This is a genomic window from Acidobacteriaceae bacterium, assembly GCA_028283655.1.
Lineage (GTDB): Bacteria > Acidobacteriota > Terriglobia > Terriglobales > Acidobacteriaceae > Granulicella.
Genome location: JAPWKE010000003.1, coordinates 3,036,159 through 3,058,693, shown reverse-complemented (window position 1 = coordinate 3,058,693; position 22,535 = coordinate 3,036,159). Strand labels below are relative to the sequence as shown.

The following is a 22,535-nucleotide window of genomic DNA, read 5'->3' as shown; positions in this document are numbered from 1 at the left end:
CCGTCGTTGCGAACATAGACGTGGAAATGGGAACGAACGGTGCTCCCGCAGCCTGCTACGGCGGATCGCTGGGCATCGGTCTAGGACTCTCCATCGGCACCGCTGGCAGCGTGTACTCGCCACGCGTGGCGCTGCAATCGATGGCGCAGACAATTTGTGGGCTGGTATGGCGTATCCGGTAGTCGATGCAGTTGCAGCAAGCGGCAGTATGGCTGCAACGCCGGACGTCTACGCGCTGGCTGAAGTATCGAACGACTTCGCCGTAGCCATCTCCCCTGGCGCTCCGGCCACATTGCTGACTCCGGAAGGCGTCAACGGTGCTGCCAGGAAGCAATAGCGGCCAAGGTGGCCGCCTTTGCTTTTAGGGCCATCCTGCAAGAGCCCTGCTCCGCTTGAACGCCTCTGAGTAGGTGGTTTCCCGTACCGACTATCGCATCATCTTGGCGCCAAAACCCTTGACAGCAGATATGCGACCACTCTAGTCTGAGAACAAGCCAGAGCTGTAGTAGGAACGAGGGCGCCAGTAATAGCAGGACATTTCCTGCGCTGGAACCGCCCGAAGTCTCACGAATAGAGGGAGTTCTGTGCTGCAATATCCGACTATTTTGGCCGGATATTGGTGAGCCGAGAAGCGCAGGAAAGTGCTTCCGTCACCCCAGGGTCGTTGTCGAAAGAGCGCTTCGCTCGTTATCGGCAGGCCTTCAGGGCAGATTCACCACATTCATGAGGCAGGAGAAAGAACTTGAGTAAGAACATCCATTTGAAAACGAGCCTTGCTGTAGGGCTCTATGGAACGTCGTCAGCTTCGGAAGTCGAGCGTACGGCAGGTCGCAAAAAGTCGTGGACTGCAATGCTCGCTTTGACGGTTGCTGGTCTGGCAACGACGAGCGCCGTGGCGGCAACGACGGCTGCATCGGCCAAGAACAACGACCTCGGTGAAGATGCAGGCGCGAACCACGCGGCCACTCCGGGCGCGGGGCAGCATGGCGAAGAAAACCACCAGGTTCACAAGTTTGATATTCCTGCAGGTACGCTCGGCGAAGTCATCGCTGCCATCCGCAAGCAGGCTGGCGTGCGCATTGCGTTTGTTCAGAACGACAGTATGTCGAGCGTCCCTTCGCAGGGTGTTCATGGCGTCCTGTCGCTGAAGGGCGCGCTTGCCAAGGCGCTTGAGAGCACCGGCCTCGCCGCTCGCTTCGACACCGCAGACTCGATCCTCATCGACGTTCGCTCGGCGAACGAATCGGTCGTCGTCACGGCAGACAATCAGCCGACGAACCTGAAGTACACGGCACCGTTGCTCGATCTTCCGCAGACGGTCAACGTCATCGGCGAGCAGACGATGCAGCAGATGGCAGCAACGACGCTGGTGGAAGCACTGCGCGCTGTTCCGGGCATTACCTTCGGCGCAGGCGAGGGCGGCAACCCGCTTGGTGACCGTCCCTTTATACGTGGCCTCGACTCGCAGTCCAGCACGTACATCGACGGCATTCGCGATATCGCGGCGCAGTCCCGTGAGACCTTCGATATCGACTCGATCGAAGTGCAGGAAGGCCCCGGTGGCGCTTACGGTGGCCGCGGTACCGGTGGCGGCAGCATCAACATGAACAGCAAGATCGCTCGCAAGGACACGTTTATCGCCGGTAGCTTCACGCCAGGCACGTCGAGCTACAAACGAGCAACGATTGACGCGAACAGCAAGCTGAACAACTACATGTACGGTCGACTCACTGCGATGTGGTACGACGCAGGCGTTGCTGGTCGCGACGGTGTCAACAACAACCGTTGGGGCTTTGCACCGAGCCTCGCCGTCGGCCTGGGGCATCCGACCCGTCTCTTCCTCGACTACTATCACCTGGTCACAAACAACATTCCTGACTCAGGCATCCCGTACAACAACCCGACACTGTCGACCACGGGCAACGTGTACCTCAAGATGACAGCTGCTGGCATTCCGCGAGTTCTGCAGACCGGTGATGGTACTCCCATCAATCTGCCTTACCGCACCATCTACTACGGTTTGATCAACCGCGATAAGGACCGCGAGTACGCCAAGATTGCAACCGGCCGCGTTGAGCAGGATCTTTTCCACGGCAAGTCGCTTCTGCGCAACAGCTTTCGTTATGACCGCACGAACCAGGACTATCTCTGGACTCTGCCGGATGACAGCCAGGGCAATCTCTACTATGGTCTGCTCTTCCGCCGTATTAACCAGCGTCTGAACTCCGTCTTCGCAATGGACAATCAGACCGATCTTTCAGGTTCGTTCAAGACTGGTTCGATCAAGCATTCGTACGCGACCGGTATGGAGTTCTCGAAGGAACGCGGCAACATCGACACGTTCACAAACACCTCGCAGAACTCAGCTCAAATGAGTCCGACGGGGACGACCACTACGATTGCGGCAGCTACTGCCGAAGCTTGCCCGCTGGGTGCTGGCGCTGCATCGGCATATAACTGCACCTCGCTCTTTGCCCCGAACGATCGTGATCCTTGGTACGGCGTAAAGCAGTCGGCTTACTCCACCGCTGCTGGACAGGTCAACAACATTATCCAGGCCCATAATCCGTCTCACTCGGTTGCAGTAACGAAGTCAGCTTATGGCTTCGATACCATCACCCTGAGCAAGCACTTCATGGCAACCATCGGCGGCCGTTACGATCACTTCGAGTCCACCTATCGCCCGGCAGTTTCTGCTACCGCCATTGCTCCTCAGACCGTCGTAAACAATATTGGTACGTACATCGCAGGTCTGACCTACAAGCCCGATACGAAGACCAGCATCTACGGCACGATCAGCACGGCAGCAATCCCGACGGGCAATGCGTTGGCACAGGGAACGGATACTTCGGCACTCAGCACGATTAACAATAACCTGCTGCTGCCCGAAACCATTCGTCAGGAAGAGTTCGGTGTAAAGCGTGAACTCGGCCACGGTCATGCTCTGGCTCATCTCGCGGTTTACCGTGAAGACATCCAGAACGTTCGCATCCAGATTGACCCCACCACCTACACCAACGCTGGATCTGACCGCACCATCGGTCTGGAAGCTGGCGTTAGCGGCAACATCACGCGCAAGTGGGACTTCACCGGGGGCTACAGCTTCATCGATGCTCGTCTGACGAACACCGCATATACCGCTGCCGCTGGTCTTGGTGCTACCAACGGTCAGTTCATGCCGAATACTCCGTGGAGCAGCTTCAGCGCAACGAGCAACTACAAGATCATGCCGCGTCTCCGCGTCGGTGGTGGTGTGTATGCCAACTCGATGGTCTGGGGCAACCAGTCAACGAATAAGTGGGTACGCGGCTATACGCGCGTCGATCTTTTCAGCTCATACGATGTGAATCATCACCTCAGCATTCAGGGCAGCGCCCTCAATGTGGGCGACAAGGTCTACTACCAGCAGGCCTACGCCACCCACTACGCCATCCTTGCAGCAGGACGCACGGTACTGGTTGGCCTCAACGTGAAGTTCTAACTCTGTATGCAAACTCCAACTGATCAACAATCCCTGGACCTGGTGCGCGAAGCTGCTTTGAGCGGCGTGCACCAGGCCCAGGTCATGTTTGGGCAGATACTGCTCGACGGAAAGCTCCTCGAGCGCAACCCGACGTGGGCGCTGCACTGGTTCGAGCGTGCCGCAAAAAGCGGCAACATCATGGCGATGAACATGGTCGGACGCTGCCTCGATCAGGGGTGGGGTGCTCCACAAAGCCCGACGATGGCCTACCCATGGTTTCGCCGCGCAGCGGAGGCTGGCCTGGACTGGGGCATGTATAACCTCGCCACCGCGCTTATCCTCGGTCGTGGCGTCAAGGAAGATAAGACAGCTGGCTACATCTGGTTGCAGAAAGCCGCAGAGCTGAACCACGCTAAGTCCATCACCCTGCTCGCGGGCTTTTATGAAGACGGCTGGGTCGTGGAGCAGAACACCCGCAAAGCCATCGAGCTCTACAAAAAGTCTGCTGAACTCGGCGACTTCCGTGGACAATTCAACTACGCTCGCTGCCTCGCTTTGGCCGGTGAGTACGACGCTGCCGTGGAATGGCTTCGACTCGTTCCCCAAACCTCAACGCCAGCCTTCCTCGCCAAGGCACGGGAGTTCTTCCTCTCCGCACCCGGTGAGTCTATGCGCTCGCTGGCCCAGGTGCTCACAGCGCAGTAAGTCGACAGACCAAGGAGACGCATTATGTTGATCGAAGTGCCGGACGTTCTTTCCAAAGAAGAGGTCAAAGAGTTCCGCCGCATTCTCGACCAGACCGAATGGGTCGACGGCAAGGCTACGGCTGGTCATCAGGGTGCGCGCGTGAAGAACAACATGCAGCTTCCCGAGTCGCATCCTGTCGGTCGTGCGCTCGGTGATCGCATCGTGCAGGCGGTCGAAAGCCACCCACTCTTCGTCTCCGCTGCGCTCCCACTCAAGATCTATCCGCCGCTCTTCAACCGCTACGAAGGCGGCCAGTCCTTCGGCGACCACATCGACGGCTCCATCCGCCGCATCGCCGGGACGAAGGAGTACGTTCGCACCGACCTCTCCGTTACGCTCTTCCTCAGCGAGCCTGACGAGTACGACGGTGGCGAGCTTATCGTCCGCGACACCTACGGCACGAAGGAAGTAAAGCTACCCGCCGGCCATCTCATCCTTTATCCCTCGACGAGTCTGCATCAGGTCACGCCGGTAACGCGCGGCGCACGTGTCTCCTCCTTCTTCTGGCTGCAGAGCTTTATCCGTCAGGGAGACCAACGCTCTCTGCTCTTCGACCTTGACGTCGCCATCCAGCAACTCAATGAAACGGCCGCAGGCAATCCCAGCATCGTGACTCTAACTGGCGTGTATCACAATCTGCTCCGCACCTGGTCAGACTCCTAGTCACCAACATTTCACATAGCTCTCTATAGAAAACGAAGTGGCTCCGCATCCTGCTGAGCCGCTTCGTTTTTTGTGCCTTGCGCTTCCATCTCTTGGTTCCGGTCCGGATGAGCTTGCTCAGCATTTTTCTCTTGGAACGTTTCATCTCCCGTTGACAGGACATAGAGCCTATGTCAGTCTTGTGGCTTACCACCCTGCAACAAAGCAAAAAGAAAACCTATGCGGACGGAAGTTTTTGATACCGCAACACTGCTCACGAACTTCCCAGGCATTCTTTGATGTCGTGGTTTTATCCGAGGGTTAGGTTGTTCTGTCATCAGGCCGGATTCAACGGTCTGACGGATGAGTGTTTTTCAAAATCAGTTTTTGTACTTCCAGTGTCTATGTTTCCCGTGGCGTGCTGCATTTTCTGGAGGATGTGTTCATGACTCAGTTGCTTTCTCTCTTCAAGCGGAAGAAGTTTTCCGCCAGTGCAACCCTCTTATTCCTTGCTCTCGGTTCTGGTTTTGCTGGAGCTCAGACCGCGGTTGACGGTGCCGTGGGTGGCACCGTGGTGGATACCACCGGCGCTGCGATCCCCAACGCAAAAGTTCTCGTTCACAGCAATGCTACGAACGCAGAGTCCACCATGAAGGCCGACGGCGCAGGCTACTTCCGCGCAACGCGCCTCACCCCCGGCGACTACACCGTAACCATTAGCTCGGAAGGCTTTGCCTCCTTCATCGCGCAGCACGTAACCGTGCAGGTCGGTAAGTTTACTGAGGTCACGCCAAAGCTCACGCTTGGTGCTTCGCAGACCACCGTACAGGTCTCCAGCGAAGTCCCTGTCATCAACACCGAGTCCTCTGACTACACGAGCGACTTTAATCCCACTGCGCTCAGCACGTTGCCGATCAACGGTCGCCACTGGACGAGCTTCGCGCTCCTGAGCCCCGGCGTCACGCTGGGCAACAGCGCCTTCGGCCTCGTCAGCTTCCGCGGCACCAGCAACCTGCAGAACAACTTCCTCGTCGACGGCGTGGACGATAACGATGCCTTTCAGTCGGTGGAACGCGGCTACACGCGCGTCGGCTACTCCACCGCAGAAGACGCCATCCTCGAGTTCCAGGTGCTTACCTCGAACTTCTCCGCGCAGTACGGCCGCGCACTCGGCGGCGGTGTCAACGCTGTTACCCGCTCGGGCTCAAACACCTTCCACGGCGATGCCTTCGAGTACTACCGCGACAACGACTTCGGCGCAACCAATCCCTTCAACATTCTGCAGACGATTCCGACCGTGCAGTACGTGAAGCCGAAGGACAAGCGCCACCAGTACGGCGGCAGCTTCAGCGGTCCGATCAAGAAGGACAAGCTCTTCTTCCTCTTCGCCTTCGATCAGCAGAAGCGTAACTTCCCCATCGTTGCCGTGCCCACGCCGCAGTTCACCGCCTACACTAACGCCAGCTACAACAACTGCGCTACCGCTGCTGGCGGTACCGTCGACGCAGTCACCTGCGCCGAGAGCCGTGGCGCAACCGCTGCCCAGGTCACCGCTGCCGAGAACTTCCTCGCTGCGCAGTCGGGCATCGCTCCTCGTCAGGGCAATCAGATCATCAACTTCCTGAAGCTCGACTACAAGATCAACGACAACAACCAGGCGTCGATCTCCTATGACCGTATGCGTTGGGACTCGCCCAACGGCATCCAGACCAATCCCGTCGTCCGCCGCGGCATCACCTCGCTCGGCAACGACTACGACAAGGTCGACTCGGTCATCGGCAAGGTCACGACCATGCTCACACCGAAGCTCTCCAACGAAATCCGTGTTGGTTACGGTCGTGAGTACGATACCGAAAACCAGAACACTGCGCTGTCGGTCGAGCCCATCGGCAACGGCGGCCTGCCTCCCGGCGCAAGCATCTCCAGCAACTCGGGCTTTGTCATCGGCACCCCCTATTACATCCCGCGTACAAACTATCCTGACGAGCGCGTCATCGAAGCCACCGACAACGTCACCTGGTCCAAGGGACAGCACACGCTCACCATGGGCGCGAACTTCCACTACGTACAGGACAACATCATCGACGTTGACTACAAGTACGGTCAGTTCAACTACACTCGCGTTGCCGATTTCTTCACCGACTACGCTCACTACCTCGGCAACACCGCTGCTACCTGTAACAGCAGCTTCAACTCGGCAGCTGGCGGCGGCCTGCCCTGCTTCACTACCATCCAGCAGGCATTCGGTCGCGCGCAGTTTGTGTACCACACCAATGAATACGCAGGTTACGCTCAGGATGACTGGAAGATCTTTCCCCGCCTGACCCTGAACCTCGGCGTGCGTTACGACTTCGAGCAGCTTCCCAACCCGAAGATCCCCAGTGCGGCAGCGCAGACAGCGTACAAGCCCAGCGATAAGGACAACTTCGCTCCTCGCATCGGCTTTGCGTGGGATATGTTCGGCACGAACAAGACCATACTGCATGGTGGATACGGCATCTACTATGGCCGCATCCAGAACGGCAACATCTTCCGTATGCTGTCGGCAACCGGATCTTCGGGTGCTCAGTTCCAGGTCTCCACAAGCCAGGCGAACGCAAATGCGGCCAGCGTAAGCTATCCCAACATTGTCTCGTCAGCTACCGCGCCCGTCGCGTCCAACGTCGCAGCCTTCGCTCCCAACTTCCAGGTGCCGTACTCCACGGAAGCTGAACTCGCGCTGCAGCAGGACCTCGGCTACAAGACCGTACTGGGCATCGCCTACCTCGGTTCTTTCGGTCGTAAGCTCCCAACGCTCGTCGACACCAACATCAACAGGAACGTCACAACGCTCTCCTCCATCTCCTTCACCGGAGGCCCTCTCGCTGGCAACAAATGGACGATCCCTGTCTATACCGCACGCACTCTTACCAATGCCGCTAACGCCGTACCGTATGTTGCCTACTCGCAGCTTTTCTCCGCCGCCAGCAGCAGCTACAACGCCCTGGCTGTGACCGTCGAGCACCGCATGGCACAGGGTGTCCAGCTTTCTGCGAGCTACACCTTCTCCAAGGCGATGGACAACTTCTACAACCAGAACGCTATCCCCACCGAAACCAACGATCCCACAGATCCGAACACGCTCGCCTATGACAAGGGCCGTTCGGTCAACGACATCCCGCAGCGCTTCACCGGGAACATCACATTGCAGCCGACCTTCAAGATCGAAAACAAGATCGTAAGCCAGGCAGCTAATGGATGGACGCTGGCTCCGGTCTGGACGGTGCAGACGGGCGTTCGCTACAGCATGGGACTCTCTGGTGGCACCGCTGTAACGGGCGCTTCGGCCTCGTCGTTCAATGGCGCTGGTGGTCTCAACATCGTGAACTTTCGCGCGTATCGCAACCTCGGCAACAATGCAGCGTTGCCGGGTGTAGAACGCGATCAGTTCAAGTACGCCAACATCGACCAGATCGATCTGCGTCTCTCTCGTGGCTTCACTTTCATGGAGAAGTACAAGCTGACGCTCGCCGCAGAAACCTTCAACATCCTCAACCGCCAGCAGTTCTCGGGCTACAACACGACGGCCTACACCCTCTCGGGTACGGCAGCCGCCGGCTACACCGGCGCTTACCAGTCGACCTTCGGCACGCCGAGTGCTTCGGGCAACACCATCTACCGCGAACGTCAGATCCAGCTCTTCGGACGCTTCGAGTTCTAACGCTGAAACGTACCAAGGCTGGAAATCCTCTGGATTTCCAGCCTTTTTCTTTCCTTTTTTGACGGTTCGATGAATTTGGCTGAAATTTCGCGCTATTCTGGCGTTGAACCGTTTCAGGTCCCCATAAAACTCAGTTTTCAGCACTCGGTAACATCACGCATTCCTAACCACCCTGGTTTCGCAAGGCGTCTTCCCGATGATGATTCGACGTTCCCCTGGTGTTCTTCAGCGCCGGAGCTTCTTCGCTATTGGCCGCATTCGCATCTCGCGCATGGCGGCGGTAGCGGCTGGCTGCCTTCTTGTTTCTGCAGTAGGCGTTGCTCAAACAGCAGCAGCCACGGACGCCTCGCGCGCGCAGGCCGTCTTTCAGCAGAGCTGCTACACCTGCCACACCGCGAAGATGAAGGGTGGCCTGCGTGTGGACTCTGTTGCCGCGATGCAGAAGGGCGGCGAGAGTGGCCCAGCAATCGTTCTCGGGGACCCCGACGCAAGTCTTCTGCTCAAGGCCATGCGCTACAAGGATCAAGACCTGCAGATGCCGCCGAAGGGCAAGCTCCCTGACGCTGACATTGATGCCGTCGCAGCCTGGATTAAAGCTGGAGCTCCCGATCTGCAAGCCTCGCCGGAAGCTACAGGTAGCGCTCCCGGCGCAAGCCTCGCCTCGGCCAAGGAGCAGTACTTCGAGAACAAGGTTCGTCCTTTGCTCGCGGCGAACTGCTATGGCTGTCACACCAGCCGCGCCGCAGGCGGGCTGCGTCTCGACTCGCGTCAGGCCATCCTGACCGGCGGCAAGGACGGCCCGGCAGTCGACCTGCAGAACCCTGACAAGAGCCTTCTGCTCACCGCCGTGCATTACCTCGATCGGAACCTGCAGATGCCGCCGAAGAAGCCTCTGGACGCAACGCAGGTGGCAGTGCTCGATCAGTGGATCAAGGATGGCATGATCTGGCCCGCGGGCGACGAGCGCATGAACGCTGTCGTCACCGAGAAGGACCGCAAATTCTGGTCCTATCAACTCCCCGTGATGCCGAAGCTGCCCGAGGAGAAATCCTCCTGGGCTTACAACGACATCGACCGTTTCCTGCTGGCGAAGATGGACGCCGAGCATCTGACGCCTGTGGCCGACGCAGACAAACGCACGCTGATTCGTCGCGTGACGTTTGACCTTACCGGCCTGCCTCCGAAGTCCGAAGAGATTGCCGCGTTCCTGCACGACAAATCGCCTAACGCTTACGAGAAGCTCGTCGATCGCCTGCTCGCGTCGAAGTCCTACGGCGAGCGCTGGGGGCGTATGTGGATGGACGTCGTGCGCTACTCCGACACCACTGGCGAAGGCGCGGATTATCCGATCCCCGAAATGTATAAGTATCGCGACTACATCGTCGCGTCCTTCAACGAAGACAAGCCCTACGACCGCTTCATCCGCGAGCAGCTCGCAGGCGACCTTCTCCCCTACAGCTCTGAGCCGGAGCACTGGAACAACATCGTCGCCACCGGCTACCTCGCCAACGCTAACCGTTACGAAGACCATGTTTCGGATACGGTCGATAACGTCGGCTACGCGTATCTCGGCACGTCCATCGCCTGCGCGCGCTGTCATGATCACAAGTTCGACCCCATCCCGACGGCTGACTACTACGGCATCTACGGCATCTTCGCCAGCACGGTCTACTCCAGTTCTGGCGCGGAAGAATCTCGCTACGAACGCAACATGGTCTACCGCGACCCGAACGTCGTGAAATCGCAGAAGTACACCGACTTCGAAGCGCAGTTGAAGCCCATCGCGGACTCGATTCACGCCGTGCACCAGCTCCCGTACTTCGACGACGTTCTGCCTGCGCTCGAAGCTCGCCGTATGGCACTTTTCGCCAACGTCCCGCAGTTTGAGGACGCCTATGCGGTCATGGAAGGCAAGCCGCACGACGAGTACATTCAGCACCTCGGCGATAAGAAGAACCTCGGTGACAAAGTCCCACGCCACTTCCTGCAAGTGCTCGGCAACTGGCAGATGCCTGCAGGAACGAAGGACAGCGGCCGTCTGGAACTCGCCAACTGGATCGCTTCCGACAAGAATCCGCTGACCGCTCGCGTGATGGTGAATCGCCTGTGGCAAGGTCACTTCGGCGTAGGCCTTGTCGCCACGCCCAATGACTTTGGCTCACGCGGCACTGCTCCTAGCAACCAGCCGCTGCTGGATTATCTTGCCGTCACCTTCATGCAGCACGGTTGGTCGATGAAGGCGATACAGCGTGAAATGGTTCTCTCACATGCCTATCGCCTGTCGAGTGATGACTCGGAAGCGAACAGCAAGCTCGACCCCGATGACATTGCTCTATGGCGGCACGCGCGTAGCCGCATGGACGCCGAGGAGATTCGCGACGCCATGCTGCAAACCTCCGGCGTACTCGATAAATCGCCAGCAGGGGAGCAGCCGTTCCCTCCCGAAGGCGAGTGGAACTACTCCGGCCACGTCCCCTTCCACGCCATCTACGAAACCAACCGGCGAACGCTCTACGTCATGACGCAGCGCAGCCGTCGCCATCCGTATCTTGGCATCTTCGACGGCGCCGACAGCACGATGAGTATAGGCACGCGCGATCACAGCATCACGCCGCTACAGTCGCTCTACTTCATGAACGGCGACTTCACCAAGCAGTGCGCCGCGAAGCTCACGACCGCCATTCTGAACGAGCATCTATCGCCCGATCAACAGATCAACCGTGCGTTCCTGCTGCTCTATGGCCGCAGCGCTTCGAAGGAAGAGATCGCTCACGCGCAGGAGTTTCTGCACTCGGTCTCTGCCATCTACAAGCAGCACGGTAAGCCTGCAACCGAAGGCAGCACCACCGGCATTCACCAGGTCGCAATGTCGACTTCGCCACAGACTGCAGCAGAACCACTCAGCGAAAACGAAGCCTACACGCAGGCGTTTGGAAACTTCATCCAGGCGCTCTATGCCAGCAACGAATTCATGTTCCTCGACTAAGTACGACTTAGTCCTCTGGGAGATAGCTCATGTTTGCAGGGAATCCGAAGGATCGTCGCCACTTCATCAAATCGCTCGCCGGGGCCTCCATGTTGCTGCCTGGGCTGTTGCAGGAGTTGCTTGCGCAGGAGGTCGTCTCGCAGCCGGACCCGTCCAATCCGCTTGCCGCGCGCAAGCCCATGTTTCCTGCCAAGGCTAAGCGCGTGATCTTCCTCTACATGAGCGGCGGCACCTCGCACGTAGACACCTTTGACCACAAGCCAAAGCTCATTCGCGATACCGGAAAGGCGTACAAGGGCGACTACCTGTCCGCGCCGCGCTGGGAGTTCAAGCGTTACTCCAAAGCCGACACGATGGTCAGCTCGCTCTTCCCGCACGTCGGTTCGATGATGGAAGACATCTGCGTCATCAACTCGATGCGCAACGATTTTCCAAATCATGTGCAGGCCGTCATGGGACTGCATGGTGGCTCGGTCGTACAGCAGCGCCCGAGCATGGGCTCGTGGGTCAGCTACGGCCTCGGTACAGAAAATCAGAACCTGCCTTCGTTCATGGTGCTCGCGCCAGAGATGCCCTACGGTGGCTCGCTCGTGTGGGATGCGAACTTTCTCCCCGCCTGCTATCAGGGCGTGCACGTCGACGATCCGACAAACCCGATCCCCAATATGCACGCCTCTGACCTGCGCGAAGTGCAGGACAAAGAGCTTGGCCTGATCAACTACTTCAACACGAAGCATGAATCGACCCGCGAGAGCGATCGCATGCTCGCCGCACGCATCAAGAGCTTCGAAACCGCACACGGCATGCAGGTGCAGGCTCCCGAGGCGTTCGACCTCACCAAGGAGAGCGACGCCACGTTGAAGATGTATGGCCTCGAGCGCGGCAGCACCAAAGGCTTCGCGTGGCAGTGCCTCATGGCTCGTCGACTTGCCGAACGCGGCGTTCGCTTCATTGAGCTGATCGACATTGGCTCGCTGCAGCTCGTGAACTGGGACGCACACGCCGACATGCAAACTCACGTTCCACTTGCCCGCAACGTCGATCAACCCATCGCAGCCTTGCTGCAGGACCTGAAGCTGCGCGGCATGCTGGACGAAACGCTGGTCGTCTGGTCTACCGAGTTTGGCCGTACGCCCGGCGACCCCAACCCGCAGGCCAAAGGCCGCGCGCACCACTCAAAGTGCTACAGCTCATGGATGGCCGGCGGCGGCATCAAGGGCGGCATCACCTACGGGGCATCGGACGATTACGGCTACGAGATTGCTGAAAACCAGTGCCATGTCCATGACCTTCATGCGACCATGCTGCATCAACTCGGCATCGACCACACCAAGCTGACGTACAAACACGCGGGCCGCGACTACCGGCTGACAGACGTCTCCGGCCACGTCATCAAGGACATTCTTGTCTGAGCCCACAATCGTAGTGCGGGCCTTACAAGCCTTCCGCAAGCAACAATTGCACCAGCGCCTCGCAGCCCACGCTGAGCATCGTGTTCTGCGCTGGGCCGAAGTCTTCCAGCCATCCATCGGTGGCACGATTTGCATGAACCGCCAACAACGCCCCCGCGTGCATTCCCACAGCTTTGCCCACGACGAGCACCGTCTCGGCCTCCATGTCCAACGCATCCGCACCGCGCTCGCGATACTGTGCCAGCAACGCCTCGGGATCACTGGCGATCTGTGCCACCGGCCGCCCCTGGGCAAGGTAGTAGCTGTCGGTCGAAGCCACCGTCGCTCTGATCGGCTCAACCCCACGCTGCGAGGCCGCAAACTGCAACGCAGCCAGGATCGCTGGATCAGCCGTTGCGGCAATGTCGCCAGCCGCGTAGAAGCTCGCAGCTCCTCCGCCACGCAACGCTTTGTTCACCACGAGCAACGCGCCCAGCGGAATCTCTGCGCGCAGCGCGCCTGTGCCGCCTACTCGCAGCGCATAGCGGCAGCCAAGCCCTGCCGCTTCGACCATCGCGATCTCGGTCGAAGGCCCGCCGATGCCGGTCGAGCAGACACCCAGCTCCACGCCGCGATACTTGCCCACACCAATGCGATACTCGCGGTTCTGCCCAACGATGCGAAAGCCATCGAGCAACGTAGCAAAGCGGTCAACTCTTCCAGGATCACCCGGGAAGAGCACGGCTGCGGGCAACTCGCCGCGTTTGCAGGGAAGGTGTGGAGGACGATCGTCCTTCCACGGTGTGCTGGCTTTTCGCGTGTTCTCTGTTGGCTGCGTCACGTCCTTCATTATCCTGCGTACGCTCTGCGCACAATCGATATATTCACAGGAAACAGGCACTGCAGCGTGGGAAGGGAAGCAGCGTGAACGATCAGCAACTGGTAGAGATGGAAGAGAGCATGCAGCACACAAAGCAGAATCCCACGCTTGCTCTGTGGGCCTCTGCCATCGGCTTCGGTGTCGAAGGCTTCGACCTTCTTCTGCTCGTCTTTCTGCTCGCGCCCATCTCCGCAGAGTTCGGCCTGTCGACCACACGCGCCGCTTCGCTGATGACCGGAACACTTATCGGCGCAGTCACCGGCGGCATCCTCTTCGGCTTGCTTGGCGACATCTATGGTCGCGTCCGCGTCCTTACCTGGACGATCCTCTGCTTCGGCTTCTTTACCGCGCTCTGCGCCTTTGCGCATGGCTACTGGCAACTGCTCGCCTTTCGTTCTTTCGCCGGTCTCGGCTTCGGTGGCGAGTTCGGTGTCGGGCTCGCGCTCGTCGCTGAAACCTGGCCCGCTGAGATGCGCGCACGCGTCTCCAGCTACGTCGCCCTCGGTGGCCAGGTCGGCATTTTGGCCGCGGCGTTCTCGACGCCCTGGCTGCTGCCGCACATCGGCTGGCGCGGCATGTTCCTGCTCGGCGTCTTTCCCGTGCTGCTCTCCTTCGGCCTGCGCCGCTTCATTCCCGAACCTGCGGAGTTTGTCGCCGCCCAGCGCCACAAGCGCACAGAGTCGCCCATCACCGCGCTCTTTCGCGACCGCCTCACCACGAAGCACAGCATTGGCCTGATCATCCTGTGTTCCATCCAGCAGGTCGGCTATTACGGCCTCATGACCTGGCTGCCGTATTACCTCATGTCGAAGCACGGCCTCGCGCTCACCAAGTCAGCCGTGTGGACGGGCGTCACCGTCATCGGTATGAGCTGCGGCATCTGGGTCTTTGGCCAACTTGCAGACCGCATCGGCCGCCGCCCTGTCTTCCTTGTCTTCATGACCGGCGCAGCCGTCATGGTGGTGGTGTACTCGCACCTGCAATCGCCGACAGCGTTGCTCTTCGGCGGCGCGGTCATGGGCATCTTCGTCAACGGAATGCTTGGCGGCTACGGCACGCTGATCTCGGACTTGTATCCCAGCGAAGTCCGCTCCACCGCGCAGAATCTCTTCTTCAACATCGGGCGAGCCATCGGAGGTCTTGGCCCGTTGATGATCGGAGCGATGGCCGCGCGTTACTCCTTCACCGTCGCCATCGGCATCCTCTCCGTGCTTTACGTTCTGGATATGGCCGCGCTCATCTTCCTCCTGCCTGAGACAGGCCCCAGCGCCCAAACGCCTGTAAAGGCCTAAGAACAGAAAGCGATCAACCGCTCAAACAAAACTTTGCAGTTGCGATGCAACCGGTTGCATGATATCTATGTTTCATTCACGGGAAGCAGGCTGAGCGCTTCCCCGATCATTTCAACCTGCTGCATCCTCCGTTGTCGGGCATCATGGTTCGGCAACCGTTGGCTGGCTGGCAAGCGTTCGCACAAGCGTATTTCGCGGGCGTCAGGCGAAAGTATTCGTTCTTCTATGGCGGCTATGAACTCGATTCCCATGAGCGGCGCTGACTGGATCGTGCTGGGGCTTTACTTCCTCGGCATGCTTGCGGTCGGCTTGTGGGCCCGCACCAAGGTGAAGAGCGCGAGCGACTTTTTCACCGCGGGTGGCGAGATGCCATGGTGGCTCTCCGGCATCTCGCATCATATGTCCGGCTATAGCTCTGCGGTCTTCGTGGGATACGCTGCCATCGCCTACACCTCGGGCTTTACCATCTACGTCTGGTGGGCATGCACCATCGCCATTGCACTGTTGGTCGGCTATAAGATCTTCCCGCCGCGCTGGGCACGCCTGCGTAGGCGCACCGGCATGATCTCGCCGCTCGAGTATCTTGTAACCCGTTACAACCTGCCTACGCAGCAACTGCTTGCCTGGAGCGGCACGTTGCTCAAGGTCTTCGACGTCGGCGCAAAGTGGACCGCCACCGCCATCCTGCTGAACGTCTTCGCCCACGTTCCTATCGCAGAAGGCGTGTTGCTCACTGGTGGCGTCACGCTGGTCTATTCGGTCGTCGGCGGTTTGTGGGCAGACGCTCTCACCGACTTCAGCCAGTTCGTCATCCAGTTGATCGCGGGCGTCGCCATGCTCGTCGCTGTCCTGCGCCACCTCGGCGGGGCCTCCGCTCTCTGGACGATGTGGAGCCGCCTTCCTGCGGAGCATCATCACGCCTTCACCGGGCCCTATACGCCGTGGTTTGCCGTGGTCTTTCTGCTCATCAACACGCTCTCGTACAACGGTGGCACCTGGAACCTTGCGCAGCGCTTCATCGCTGCCCCTACCGGGCGCGAAGCGGAGAAAGCAGCGCTACTCTCTGCTCTGCTCTATCTCGTCTGGCCTTTGGTGTTGCTCTTTCCCATGTGGGCCGCGCCCATCCTGCTTCCGCATCTGGCAAACCCTGCAGACTCCTACGCTCTGCTGGCGCAAACGCTTCTTCCGCATGGCCTGCTGGGGCTCGTCATCGCCGGGCTCTTCGCCCACACCATGGCGATGACCTCTTCCGATGCGAACGCCATCTCCGCCGTCGTAGTGCGTGACATTCTGCCTGCCCTGCGGAAAGACCGCCTGCGCCCCAGCGACAAGACGCAACTACTCGCCGGCCGCATCTGCACCTTTCTTTTCCTGGCCACGAGCATGGTGATCGCCATCTTCGCGGACCACTTCGGCGGCGTGCTCGGCCTGCTCATTCTCTGGTTCGCTGCTTTGCTCGGCCCCATCGCGGTTCCCATGCTGCTCGGCATGTTGACGCCCTTCCGCCGCAGTGGCCCACTCGCAGCGATCTCTGCCTGGGCTGGTGGCGTGCTGGTGTTCGCCTTTGTTCATGCGCTGTTGTCGCACCATGCCATCCTCGTCAGCGCCGACAGCGCGATGTCGATCAGCGTCGGCGCACCGCTGCTCACTTCGCTGTCTCTGTTCTTTGCCCTGGGCTGGCTTTTCCCTTCGCGCCAGCCCACCGCTGCTTTGCTGCTGGCTTCGCTCGATGACGACACCGATCATCCCGAAGCCTTTGCACTTGATCTGAACTCTTTGCCTCGTGAAAGACATGACCTTGCCTCTTGATACTGCGGAAGACCTTATCCACGTCCACATCTACCCCACGCGCGAGCAGCTTGGCGCCGCTGCAGCAGCAGCTGTTACCGCCGAAATAGAGCGCCTGCTCCGCACCCAGAGCCGCATGCGGATCGTCTTCGCCGCCGCACCTAGTCAGACCGAGATGCTCGCCGTACTCAAGGACGCAGCCCTCGACTGGACGCGCATCGACGCATTCCACATGGACGAGTACCTGCACCTCCCGGCTTCAGCCGAACAGCGCTTTGGCAACTGGTTGAAGCGTCACTTCTTTGACCTCGTTCCTCTCGGCAGCGTGCATCTGCTCGACCCCGGAACCGACGCCGTACAGGCCGCCGCAAAGTATGCAGAGCTCCTCAACGAAGCGCCGATCGACATCGTCTGCTGCGGTATCGGCAGCAACGGCCACCTCGCGTTCAACGATCCGCCTGCAAACTTCAACGACCCCCTTACGGTGAAGGTCGTCGACCTGGACGAGATGTGTCGTCAGCAGCAGGTGGATGACCGCTGCTTCAACGCCCTGGAGCAGGTGCCCGCGCAGGCCCTCACCCTCACCATTCCCACCCTCCTCAGCGCCCGCGCACTCTTCTGCTCGGTCCCTGGGGAGTTGAAGCGTGCTGCTGTCACCGCTACGCTGCGTGGTCCGCTCACCCCGGAATGTCCCGCGTCTATCCTCCGCCAGCACCCGCACTGCGAGCTCTTTCTTGACCTTGAATCAGCCGCAGACCTGCAGCCTTTGGGACGCTAGTGCAGCATCGCCTGCATCGCCAGCGCCCCCACCATGCTGGCGAGCAGCGCTGCAGGCATCACCACCACACCCACGCGCAGAAACTGTGCTCCCGTAACGCGAACCCCTTCTCGACGCAGCGCAAGCAGCCAGAGAATCGTGGCCAGTGATCCGGTGATGGAAAGGTTCGGCCCCAGGTCAACGCCGATCAACACCGCATGGGCCACCAGCCCATGCGTATGAGTCGCAGCAAGTGTGCTTCCTGCAATCAGACCCAGCGGCAGGTTGTTGACCACGTTATTCGCTACAGCCACCACACAGGCTGCTACGACCGCGCCAATCTGCACACCATGACCGGTAGCAGCATGCAGCGCACTCTCCGCAAAACGCAGCGCGCCGACACTCTCCACCGCGTTCACCAGCACAAAGAGCGCCGCCACCAGACCCAGCGTCTGCCAACTGATCTGCCGCAGCAGAGGCAGCGGGTTCGAACGCTCCGCAAGGCTGGCAACGGCTGTAACGCAGAGCGCCGCAACGCACGTCGGCAGCCCCAGATCCATCTTCAGGGCAGACGCCGCCAGCAACACCAGCACCACGACTCCCAGCCCCCACAGCACAAGCCTGCCTCCATGCGTCAGCACGGCAGCCTCTTGCGGTTGTTCAATTTCGCAGCGAAGCTCCTTGCGAAAGACAAAACGCAGCACCGCGAACGTCGTTGCAATCGAAAGCAGCGACGGCACAGCGAACGCCGCCAGCCAGGCCCCCAGCGAAGGCATTCCCGTGCGAAACACCACCAGGTTCGCCGGGTTGGAGATGGGCAGAACGAACGACGCTGCGTTCGCGATCATGGCACACGCAAACAGGAACGGCAGCGGCTGCGCTTTGGCCTTTCGCACGGCTGCCAGCACCGCAGGAGTCAGCACCACCGCCGTCGCGTCGTTGGACAGGCAAACAGTCACAACGATGCCGACCACATAGATCAGCGCAAACAGCCGCGTGCAGGAGCCTTGTGCCGTTCGTACGGAAAGGGACGCAACCCAGTCGAACACACCGTTCTCTCTCGCCAGCTCCGAAAGTATCATCATGCCGAGCAGGAAGAGGTACACGTCTGAGCCGTCAGCTACCGCTCGTGCCGCCTGTCGCAAAGGCATCAGCCTTAGCAGCAGAAGCAGCAACGCCCCACCGCCGACCCAATAGATCTCCGCGATCTTCTTCGGCCGAACGAGCATCAGCAGGATGCTCGTCGCGCAAATGATCAGAATGAGGGTGGTTGTCATCAATACGGCTTCGGGCGTCGCTCCATCGCTCGCGCTTCATAACGTCAGGCGTACTCATCCGATGCGGCACTATTTCACCGGGCTGCCTCGACACTTTCCTCCTGCCCGACGGAACGTCCCTCTGTATTCATCCCGCTGTAATCTAAGGCCGAAACCCGGCTGGCGGCATCGCCGTCTACCCCACATAGGATTACTGGCAATTTCAGGGCTGCGTCAGTTGAAACGCTCGCGCGCCTGCATGTCACACCTTCGGGGTTCACGGATGCTGCGAGTTACTTTGGAATCAAGAGGGCGCCACGTTGCCGCCCGCGTCATGTTGGCATCGCTTGTCAGCCTCGTTCTTGCTGGCTGCGGAAGCACCTCCAGCACCACGCAGACCACCACCACGGCTGCCATCGTTTCCGGCACGGTCTACGGCGGTCAGCAGCCTGTCACCGGCAGCAACATCGCGCTGTACGCGACCTCCAGCACCGGGTACGACGGCACCGTAACGCCGCTCGCGACCACGACAACGGACATCAACGGCAACTTCTCCATCACCTCCAGCGCCACCTGCCCCTCCGGCCAGATGGCCTACATGGTCGCGACAGGCGGAAACCCCGGTGCAGCCTCGGGCACGGATAACTCCGGCATCTTCCTCGTCGCCGCCCTCGGCTCCTGCAGCCTTGTCTCAAGCCAGACCGTCGTGAACATCGACGAAGTCACCACCGTCGCCGCCGCCTATGCCCTCAGCGGATTCCTTCCCGCCAACGGCACAGGCATGACGGAAGCCGCCGTCACCGCTGGCACCGCGATGCCTGGCGTCACAACCAGCAGCACGAACGCGCAGGGCCTCGCAGATGCTTTCGGCAACTCGCTGAACATCGTGAACACCGTTTCGGGCCTCGCCTACTCGGTCACGCCCAGCAACACCGCCGGCGTCGTTCCGCAGAACATTCTCCACGAACTTGCGAACATCCTGCAGCCCTGCGTGAACAGCATCTCGTCCTCCAGCGACGCCTGCACCTCACTCTTCGCGGCAACAACGGCCCCTGTCTCTGGCTCGCCCGTGCCTGTCAACGTCTGGCAGGCTGCTCTGAACATCGCGCGCTACCCGGCAAACAACGTCAGCACGATCTTCGGCCTCGTCAGCTCGACCCCGGCCTTCAGCGTCACTCCCGCACTCACCGCTGCGCCCACGGACTGGACGGTCGGCGTCGCATACACCGATCCGACGATGCTCTCGACCTCGGGACTCGGCATCTCAGCCGACGACACCGTTTACGTCGCGGGCAGCGGCTACCTCATCGACTTCACCCCGCAAGGGACGCCAATCGAGGAATCCAATTTGCTCTCAGGCGTGGACAGCGGCGATGCTCTCCGCGAGATGGCCTTCGACAACTCCGGCAACCTCTTCCTCTCCGACGGCAACGTCACCGGCGTCTATGAACTGACCGCTGCCGGCGACACCGTCTTTCTCAACTACGATCAGTCGCCGGTCAGCAACACCGACGACAACACCTACGGCATCGCCACGGACGCTTTAGGCAACGTCTGGACCTCCAGCTACTCCAAGTCCTCCTGCGCTTCGGTCGGCTGCTCTCTGGTGGAGTTTGTCTCCGGCGCAGCCTTCGCTCCGGCCAACACCTTTAGCACGCACACCGTCCCGCAACCCACCGGCACGGTCGGCGGCTCCCGTGGAACAGCCTTTGACGTCAACACCGGCAACATCTGGATGACGGCGATCAACGATAACGTGGCTCAGCTCTTCACCGTCACGCCCAGCGCCAACGCCGCCGCCGCAGCCACCGGCGGTACTGGCAGCGCGGGCAACCCTATCCAGATCACCGGCCTCGGCATCGAGGTCTCTGATCCCTCCTCCAACACCGCCTGCGGCACCATCTCCGTCGCGGTCGATAACACGGCCAAAGCATGGTTCGTGACCGCTGGCGGAAGCTCCAGCGACTGCGGCTCGAAGACCGCCGCAGCCATCAGCTACGTCCCCGGCAACATCACGGCCACCACGGCTGGCACCGCCATCGACAGTTCCACTGCAGGGCTCGATGAGCCCACGCAGATCGTCGTCGACGGCAACAACAACCTCTTCATCGCCAACACCGGCAACAGCTCAGTGGTCGAGTACAACCAGACCACAGCATCCTTCCTCTCCGGCGCCAAAGGCTTCATCCCGACCCCCGTCGACACCGCACACTCGCTCTACGAGCCCTCGTACCTCGAGGTCGACCGCGCCGGTGCACTTTGGGTGCTCGACTCCGGCAGCGGCTCTTCCTCCAAGCCTGCGGCACTCGTGCAGATCCTCGGCGTCGCTGCTCCTACCAACCCCGTCCTCTCCTCTGGCCAGTACGGCGTCAAGCCCTAAGCCGCAACAGCAACAAAGAGGGCGATGGCTATCCGCCATCGCCCTCTTCGTTTGTCGATTACTGCATCTTGGCTGACACCACTACCTCAAGCGCGAATCACGTCCGTAGAAAACGTCAATTGCAACGCGCCCTTGATGTCCGCGAGCAGGTCTCCCGCGTCCTCCAGCCCAATATGCAACCGCACCAGCTTGCCATTCGCACGCTTCAGCCTGGGATACGCCATCACCATGCTCGTCGTCCCGCCCCAGCTCCAGCCAATCTTGAACAGCCGCAGGGCATCCACAAACGCGTTCGCCTGCTCCTGCGTGGTGCCTTCTTGAAACACGATCGAGAACAGGCTGGCCGAGCCATGAAAGTCTCTCGTCCAAAACTCATGCCCGCCGCAGGAAGGCAACGCCGGATGCAGCACACGCTCCACCATCGGCTGCTCTGCAAGCCACAGGGCAAGGCGCAGCGCGGACGCTTCCATCTTCTCCAGCCGTACACCCAGCGTCTGCAGCCCGCGCAGCGCCAGCGCACACTCATCCGGCGAAACCGCCATGCCCAGCAGCCGATGTGCCTCTCCCACCTTCGCGTACGCGATCTCGGAGTTCACCGAGACTGAGCCCAGCAGCAGATCGCTATGCCCGCCCACATACTTCGTCAGCGCCTGCATACTCACATCCACGCCATGCGCAAAGGCGTCAAACAGCACACCTGCTGAGTACGTATTGTCCAAAGCGACCAGCACACCGCGCTCATGCGCCGCGGCCACAATGCCCGGCACATCCTGAATCTCCATCGTGATCGACCCCGGGCTCTCGCACCAGATCAGCACCGTCGTCGGTCGAATGAGCCCGGCAATGCCCGCACCAATCAACGGGTCATAAGGCTCTACCTCGATGCCAAAGCGGGCCAGCATGCCGGAAGCAATGTCCTGGTTCGTTCCGTAGGCGTTCCGAGGCAGCAGCACGTGGTCCCCGGCCGAAGCGAACGCCAGATGAATCAACGCGATCGCCGACTGCCCATTGGGCGTCAGAAACGTATGTTGCGCGCCTTCAAGCTCTGCGAGACGCACCGACAGCTCTGCCGTCGTCGGCGTCCCATAGCTTCCATAGGAGTAGCTCGTCTCATGGACCTGCCAGCCGTCGCGCACACCTTCCTGCGAAGGGAACACCACGGTAGAGCCGCGATACGTCGGCACCGCCAGAGACTCGAACCCATCCGGCGCAGTGCGTCCGGGATGCATCAACTTCGTGCGCCAGTTCATTCG

Annotated in this window: 15 protein-coding genes; 12 read left to right on the top strand and 3 right to left on the bottom strand. The window is 60.2% G+C overall.

Annotated elements, in window-relative coordinates; all coding sequences use genetic code 11:
• Positions 1–26 precede the first annotated feature (26 nt).
• The 8 genes from PW792_15635 (at position 27) to PW792_15600 (ending at position 12,950) form a co-directional block, all read left to right on the top strand.
• On the top strand, positions 27–182 hold the full coding sequence (locus tag PW792_15635; GenBank protein ID MDE1163355.1) for a hypothetical protein: 156 nt from the start codon (positions 27–29) through the stop codon (positions 180–182).
• On the top strand, positions 167–337 hold the full coding sequence (locus PW792_15630; protein ID MDE1163354.1) for a hypothetical protein: 171 nt from the start codon (positions 167–169) through the stop codon (positions 335–337). The genes PW792_15635 and PW792_15630 overlap by 16 nt, the downstream gene beginning before the upstream one ends.
• Before the next feature lie 405 nt (positions 338–742).
• A complete protein-coding gene (locus PW792_15625) occupies positions 743–3,481 on the top strand; it encodes a TonB-dependent receptor (protein MDE1163353.1) in 2,739 nt (912 codons plus the stop codon).
• Between the two features lie 6 nt (positions 3,482–3,487).
• Entirely contained in the window at positions 3,488–4,168 is a 681-nt protein-coding gene (locus PW792_15620; GenBank protein ID MDE1163352.1) for a tetratricopeptide repeat protein, read from the top strand.
• Between the two features lie 24 nt (positions 4,169–4,192).
• Positions 4,193–4,873 (top strand): Fe2+-dependent dioxygenase, encoded by a 681-nt coding sequence (locus tag PW792_15615; GenBank protein ID MDE1163351.1) that lies wholly within the window; start codon positions 4,193–4,195, stop codon positions 4,871–4,873.
• Between the two features lie 424 nt (positions 4,874–5,297).
• On the top strand, positions 5,298–8,552 hold the full coding sequence (locus tag PW792_15610; protein MDE1163350.1) for a TonB-dependent receptor: 3,255 nt from the start codon (positions 5,298–5,300) through the stop codon (positions 8,550–8,552).
• Between the two features lie 196 nt (positions 8,553–8,748).
• Positions 8,749–11,538: a DUF1553 domain-containing protein gene (locus PW792_15605; protein MDE1163349.1), complete on the top strand. Its 2,790-nt coding sequence runs from the start codon at positions 8,749–8,751 to the stop codon at positions 11,536–11,538.
• 29 nt (positions 11,539–11,567) lie between these two features.
• A complete protein-coding gene (locus tag PW792_15600) occupies positions 11,568–12,950 on the top strand; it encodes a DUF1501 domain-containing protein (protein MDE1163348.1) in 1,383 nt (460 codons plus the stop codon).
• Positions 12,951–12,972: 22 nt separating this feature from the next.
• On the opposite strand, the gene PW792_15595 is transcribed toward PW792_15600, so the two are convergent.
• Positions 12,973–13,770 (bottom strand): nucleoside phosphorylase, encoded by a 798-nt coding sequence (locus tag PW792_15595; protein MDE1163347.1) that lies wholly within the window; start codon positions 13,768–13,770, stop codon positions 12,973–12,975.
• 83 nt (positions 13,771–13,853) lie between these two features.
• On the opposite strand from PW792_15595, the gene PW792_15590 reads away from it, so the two are divergent.
• The 3 genes from PW792_15590 to PW792_15580 all read left to right on the top strand — a co-directional run bounded on the left by PW792_15590 (position 13,854) and on the right by PW792_15580 (position 17,667).
• Positions 13,854–15,101 (top strand): MFS transporter, encoded by a 1,248-nt coding sequence (locus tag PW792_15590; GenBank protein ID MDE1163346.1) that lies wholly within the window; start codon positions 13,854–13,856, stop codon positions 15,099–15,101.
• A 234-nt stretch (positions 15,102–15,335) separates the two neighbouring features.
• Positions 15,336–16,910 carry a Na+:solute symporter gene (locus tag PW792_15585; protein MDE1163345.1) on the top strand — a complete coding sequence of 525 codons (1,575 nt, stop codon included), beginning with the start codon at positions 15,336–15,338 and terminating at the stop codon, positions 16,908–16,910.
• Positions 16,900–17,667, top strand: a complete 768-nt coding sequence (locus tag PW792_15580; GenBank protein MDE1163344.1) for a 6-phosphogluconolactonase — start codon at positions 16,900–16,902, stop codon at positions 17,665–17,667. Before PW792_15585 ends, PW792_15580 begins: the two co-directional genes overlap by 11 nt.
• Here the strand turns inward: PW792_15580 and PW792_15575 are convergent.
• Complete coding sequence (locus tag PW792_15575; protein MDE1163343.1) at positions 17,664–18,923, bottom strand: ArsB/NhaD family transporter; 1,260 nt, start codon at positions 18,921–18,923, stop codon at positions 17,664–17,666. The two genes, PW792_15580 and PW792_15575, sit on opposite strands and share 4 nt — an antisense overlap.
• A gap of 313 nt (positions 18,924–19,236) precedes the next feature.
• Here PW792_15575 and PW792_15570 point away from each other — a divergent pair, with 313 nt between their 5' ends.
• On the top strand, positions 19,237–21,282 hold the full coding sequence (locus PW792_15570) for a hypothetical protein (GenBank protein ID MDE1163342.1): 2,046 nt from the start codon (positions 19,237–19,239) through the stop codon (positions 21,280–21,282).
• Positions 21,283–21,368: 86 nt separating this feature from the next.
• Here the strand turns inward: PW792_15570 and PW792_15565 are convergent, their stop codons facing one another.
• Complete coding sequence (locus PW792_15565; protein ID MDE1163341.1) at positions 21,369–22,532, bottom strand: cystathionine beta-lyase; 1,164 nt, start codon at positions 22,530–22,532, stop codon at positions 21,369–21,371.
• Between the last annotated feature and the right edge of the window lie 3 nt (positions 22,533–22,535).

Coding starts and splice junctions, on each gene's coding strand:
- PW792_15600 (MDE1163348.1), top strand. CDS start 11,568: ATGTTTGCAGGGAATCCGAAGGATCGTCGCCACTTCATCAAATCGCTC.
- PW792_15565 (MDE1163341.1), bottom strand. CDS start 22,532: ATGAACTGGCGCACGAAGTTGATGCATCCCGGACGCACTGCGCCGGAT.
- PW792_15635 (MDE1163355.1), top strand. CDS start 27: ATGGGAACGAACGGTGCTCCCGCAGCCTGCTACGGCGGATCGCTGGGC.
- PW792_15630 (MDE1163354.1), top strand. CDS start 167: ATGGCGTATCCGGTAGTCGATGCAGTTGCAGCAAGCGGCAGTATGGCT.
- PW792_15570 (MDE1163342.1), top strand. CDS start 19,237: ATGTTGGCATCGCTTGTCAGCCTCGTTCTTGCTGGCTGCGGAAGCACC.
- PW792_15610 (MDE1163350.1), top strand. CDS start 5,298: ATGACTCAGTTGCTTTCTCTCTTCAAGCGGAAGAAGTTTTCCGCCAGT.
- PW792_15575 (MDE1163343.1), bottom strand. CDS start 18,923: ATGACAACCACCCTCATTCTGATCATTTGCGCGACGAGCATCCTGCTG.
- PW792_15605 (MDE1163349.1), top strand. CDS start 8,749: ATGATGATTCGACGTTCCCCTGGTGTTCTTCAGCGCCGGAGCTTCTTC.
- PW792_15615 (MDE1163351.1), top strand. CDS start 4,193: ATGTTGATCGAAGTGCCGGACGTTCTTTCCAAAGAAGAGGTCAAAGAG.
- PW792_15620 (MDE1163352.1), top strand. CDS start 3,488: ATGCAAACTCCAACTGATCAACAATCCCTGGACCTGGTGCGCGAAGCT.
- PW792_15585 (MDE1163345.1), top strand. CDS start 15,336: ATGAACTCGATTCCCATGAGCGGCGCTGACTGGATCGTGCTGGGGCTT.